This is a genomic window from Pseudomonas sp. EGD-AK9 (assembly GCF_000465935.2).
Taxonomy (GTDB): Bacteria; Pseudomonadota; Gammaproteobacteria; order Pseudomonadales; family Pseudomonadaceae; genus Aquipseudomonas.
Genome location: NZ_AVOF01000260.1, coordinates 1 through 4604, shown reverse-complemented (window position 1 = coordinate 4604; position 4604 = coordinate 1). Strand labels below are relative to the sequence as shown.

The following is a 4604-nucleotide window of genomic DNA, read 5'->3' as shown; positions in this document are numbered from 1 at the left end:
AGCTGCACGGCACCGCCGGGCACGCCGGCTTCGAGCAGGATGCGCACGGCCTGGGCGGCGATCAGCGGGGTCTGTTCGGCCGGCTTGGCCAGCACGGTGTTGCCGGCGGCCAGGGCGGCGGCCACCTGGCCGGTGAAGATCGCCAGGGGGAAGTTCCACGGGCTGATGCACACCACCGGGCCCAGCGGGCGGTAGCTGTCGTTACTGAAGCTGCGCGCCTGGGCCGCGTAGTAGCGGAGGAAGTCCACCGCCTCGCGCACTTCGGCGATGGCGTTGGCGAAGGTCTTGCCGGATTCGCGCACCAGCAGGCCCATCAGTTGCTGCATCTCGCCTTCCATCTGGTCGGCGGCGCGCTCCAGCACGGCGGCGCGTTCGGCCGGCTGGGTCGACTGCCAGATCTGCCCGCTGGACTGGGCGCAGAGGATCGCGCTCTTGACGTCGGCCTCGCTGGCCTCGTGCACATGGCCGACCAGGTCGCGCTGATCGGCCGGGTTGCGCACCGGCTCGGCCGGGCCCGGATTGGGCGTGTCGCAGCCGAGGATCGGGCTGGCGACATAGCTATTGTTGGTCGACGACAGCAGCGCCGAGGACAGCGAGCCCAGGCGGTGTTCGTTGGCCAGGTCGATGCCTTCGGAGTTCAGCCGGGCCTCGCCGTACAGATCGCGCGGCAGCGGGATGCGCGGGTGCGGCAGGCCGAGGGTGCCTTCCTGGGCGGCCATCTGCTCGACCTGCTGCACTGGGTCGAGCACCAGGTCCTTGAGCGAGATGCTGTGGTCGGCGATGCGGTTGACGAAGCTGGTGTTGGCGCCGTTTTCCAGCAGGCGACGCACCAGGTAGGCCAGCAGCGTCTCGTGGCTGCCGACCGGGGCGTAGATGCGGCACGGACGGGCGTACTTGCCGTCCTTGAGCGAGCCGACCACCTGCTCGTAGAGCGGCTCGCCCATGCCGTGCAGGCACTGGAACTCGTACTGGCCCGGGTAGTAGTTCTGCCCGGCGAGCTGGTAGATGGCCGACAGCGAGTGGGCGTTGTGGGTGGCGAACTGCGGGTAGATGGCTTCCGGCACGGCCAGCAGCTTGCGCGCGCAGGCGATGTAGGACACGTCGGTGTAGGGCTTGCGGGTGTACACCGGGTAGCCTTCCAGACCGCCCACCTGGGCCAGCTTGATCTCGCTGTCCCAGTAGGCGCCCTTGACCAGGCGGATCATCAGGCGATGGCGGCTGCGCTTGGCCAGGTCGATGACGTAGTCGATCACGTAGGGGCAGCGCTTCTGGTAGGCCTGGATGACGAAGCCGATGCCGTTCCAGCCGGCCAGCTCGGGGGCGAAGCACAGGCGCTCGAGCAGGTCGAGGGAGATTTCCAGGCGGTCGGCTTCCTCGGCGTCGATGTTCAGGCCGATGTCGTACTGCTTGGCCAGCTTGGTCAGGCCGAGCAGGATCGGGAACAGCTCGTCCATCACCCGGTCGTACTGGGCGCGGCTGTAGCGCGGGTGCAGCGCCGAGAGCTTGATCGAGATGCCCGGGCCTTCGTAGATGCCGCGGCCGTGGGAGGCCTTGCCGATGGCGTGGATGGCCTGCTCGTAGGAGGCCAGGTAGCGCTTGGCGTCTTCCTCGGTCAGCGCGGCTTCGCCGAGCATGTCGTAGGAGTAGCGGAAGCCCTTGCTTTCCATGCTGCTGGCGTTGGCCAGGGCCTCGCCGATGGTCTCGCCGGTGACGAACTGCTCGCCCATCAGGCGCATGGCCATGTCCACGCCCTTGCGGATCACCGGCTCGCCGCTCTTGCCGATCAGGCGGTTGAGCGAGGACGACAGGCCTTCCTCGTTATGGGTGGCGACCAGCTTGCCGGTGATCAGCAGACCCCAGCTGGCGGCGTTGACGAACATCGACGGGCTCTGGCCCAGGTGCTGGCTCCAGTTGCCGTTGGCGATCTTGTCGCGGATCAGGGCGTCGCGGGTGGCCTTGTCCGGGATGCGCAGCAGCGCCTCGGCCAGGCACATCAGCGCCACGCCTTCCTGCGACGACAGGGAGAACTCCTGCAGCAGGCCCTGCACCAGGCCCTGGCGGCCACCGGCGCTCTTCTGGTTGCGCAGCTTCTCGGCGATGCCGAGGGCCATCTGGTTGGCCGCTTCGGCCTGCGCCTTGGGCAGACGGGCCTGCTCCAGCAGCATCGGCAGCGCCTCGGTTTCCGGGCGGCGGTAGGCGGCGGTGATGGCGGCGCGCAGCACCGACTGCGGCAGGATGCTCTCGGCGAAGTCGAGGAACACCTGCAGGCCCGCCTCGTTCAGGTGCTCCACCGCCTCCTCGCCGGCGGCAGCGGCCAGGCCGGCGTGCTCGGCGGGGGTCAGGCCACCCTCGATCTGCTCCAGATAATTGAAGATCGCCTGCTTGATCAGCCAGTGCGGGGTGCGGTCGATGGACTGGGCGGCCTGCTTCAGGCGGTCGCGGGTGGCATCGTCGAGTTTTACGCCAAGGGTGGTGGTGGCCATGGGGAGTCCTACTTGTCAGGTGATGCACGGCAAAAAAAGCTGCGGGAGATTAAACCCGCATCCATCTTGGGTGCAACCAGGTGCAACCTTTGATTTCGCTCGGTGCGACGGACGTTGATTCGGGTGTTTGAAATTTGGCCTAAGCCAGGTTTTCAGGGGGCGCGGGATTCGAGGGGGATGCTGTCGCGATGGGCGGGTAGGGCTCGACATGGCTGCGCCTGCTGCGATCTGACTGGCCTCACGTTGCTTGGGTGCAACCAAATTCGCTTGCCTGGAGGGGGCAGGGAGGGATGGGTGCTACCCACTCAGGGTAGCCTTGTCAGAGAACTTTGTAGCAGGGCGGAGCTTGTCTCCGATCAGTGGGCGTGTGACGCGCTCAGTAATGGCAGTCCTCGCCCTGGCGCTGGTAGATCAGGCTGTGCTGCCGGCCTTGCGAGTCCAGGTAGACCATGCGCGCCTCGCCCACCTCGCAGCCGTGCGGCAGGCTCTGGCTGATGACCTTGGCCACGTCCAGGTGCATGCCGTAGTGGTAGTGCTGCGGTTCGTCGGCGTGGGCCAGGGCAGCGGCGAAGGACAGGGGGAATAACCAGGCGAGATGCTTCATCGTGACCTCGAATCGGTAGCGGCTGGCACGCCGCCGCGAGTGAATAAAAGGGGCCGCGCAGGCGGCCCAGGGACGTCGACGGGGAGCTGGCAGGTCGACGCCGGGAGGAAGGGCTCAGCCCTGTTGCTGGGAGGCGTCGGCGGTGCGTTGCGCCTGCTGCTGCGCCGAGCCGGCGTTTTGCTGCAGCTTTGCGTGGTGCTCGACGAAGGCGGAGGATTCCTCGGCCAGGCAGGCCTGGGCGGCGAGCAGGGTGGCGAGGGTCAGGCTGGCGGCAGTGAGAAGCTGTTTCATGGGGCGATCCTCTGGCGGATTCTTCGTGGGTTCGCAGCCATGCTAGTGGCGCGCAGGACCATGAAACAGACAGCGACAGGTGAATGACTTTTACCTGTGACGTAACAATTGCCCGGCCTCCGCCCAGCAGGCCGGGTCGTCCAGCACCGCTTCGTCGGCGGCCAGCAGCGGCGGCAGTTCGGCCTTGAGGAAATCCACCCAGGTGCGCGTCTTGGCGTCGAGAAAGCGCCGCGATGGGTACAGCGCGTAGATGCTCAGGGCGCGCAGGCGGTGCTGCGGCAGGATGCGCAGCAGGCGCCCCTCGCGTAGCGGCTGGCTGGCGACGAACGAGGGCAGCAGGCAGAAGCCCATGCCCGCCTGCGCCGCCTTGACCAGCGCCTCGGCGACGTTGACCTGGAAGCTCTCGGCCGGCAGGGCGTCCAGCTGCTCGTCGCCGAAATCCCACTGGCCGCGGTACAGCGGGTCGGTCAGGCGCAGGTAACGGTGCCGTTGCAGATCGCCCGGCTGCTGCGGCACGCCGTGCTCGGCCAGGTAGCTGGGCGCGGCGCACAGCACGCTGTACACCGGGCCCAGGCGTTGCGCCACCAGTTGCGAGTCGGGCAGGTCGCGGGCGAAGGCTATGGTCACGTCGTGGCCGTCTTCCAGCAGGTCCGGGGTGCGCTGGGCCAGGGTCAGCTCCACCACCACCTGCGGATGCCGTTCGGCGTAGCGCGCGATCAGCGGCGTCAGGTGCTGCAGGCCGAGGCCGGTCATGGTGTGCACGCGCAGCCGGCCGCTGGGGGTGAGGTGGGCGCCACGCGCCTCGGCGGCGGCCTCGTCGACCTGGGCGAGAATCTGCCGGCAGCGCTCCAGGTAACGCTCGCCGGTCTCGGTCAGCGCCAGGCGCCGGGTGGTGCGGTGCAGCAGGCGCGCCTGCAGCTGCTGCTCCAGATCGGCGACCAGCCGCGACACCTGCGCGGTGGACAGATCCAGCGCCTGGGCGGCGGCGGTGAAGCTGCCGTCGTCGATCACCCGGACGAACACGCGCATGCTGTGCAAGGTATCCATTGTTGCTCCTGGCGTAAGAGGCCAGGGGATTATGCGCGACTACAGAGCCCCCAGCATCAGCTGCGCGGCCACCGCGAACATCATCGCCGCCACGCCCAGGTCGATCAGCCGCCAGGTCAGCGGTCGCGCCAGCCAGGGCGAGAGCCAGGCGGCGCCGAGGGCCAGGCTGGCGAACCACA

5 protein-coding genes are annotated in these 4604 nt (G+C 68.1%); all 5 read right to left on the bottom strand.

Features of this window, described 5'->3' with window-relative positions; genetic code table 11:
- A partial coding sequence (gene putA, locus N878_RS13185; protein WP_021444123.1) for a bifunctional proline dehydrogenase/L-glutamate gamma-semialdehyde dehydrogenase PutA occupies window positions 1-2483 on the bottom strand: 2483 nt, incomplete at its 3' end.
- Between the two features lie 376 nt (window positions 2484-2859).
- The gene (locus N878_RS13180; protein ID WP_021444122.1) at window positions 2860-3087 is read right to left on the bottom strand and encodes a DUF2790 domain-containing protein; all 228 of its coding nucleotides are present in this window, start codon (window positions 3085-3087) and stop codon (window positions 2860-2862) included.
- A 114-nt stretch (window positions 3088-3201) separates the two neighbouring features.
- Window positions 3202-3378, bottom strand: coding sequence for a hypothetical protein (locus N878_RS28970; protein ID WP_021444121.1), 177 nt, complete (start codon window positions 3376-3378; stop codon window positions 3202-3204).
- 90 nt (window positions 3379-3468) lie between these two features.
- A complete protein-coding gene (locus N878_RS13175; protein WP_021444120.1) occupies window positions 3469-4425 on the bottom strand; it encodes a LysR family transcriptional regulator in 957 nt (318 codons plus the stop codon).
- 39 nt (window positions 4426-4464) lie between these two features.
- On the bottom strand, window positions 4465-4604 hold a 140-nt coding region (locus N878_RS13170), incomplete at its 5' end, for a LysE family transporter (RefSeq protein ID WP_031303140.1).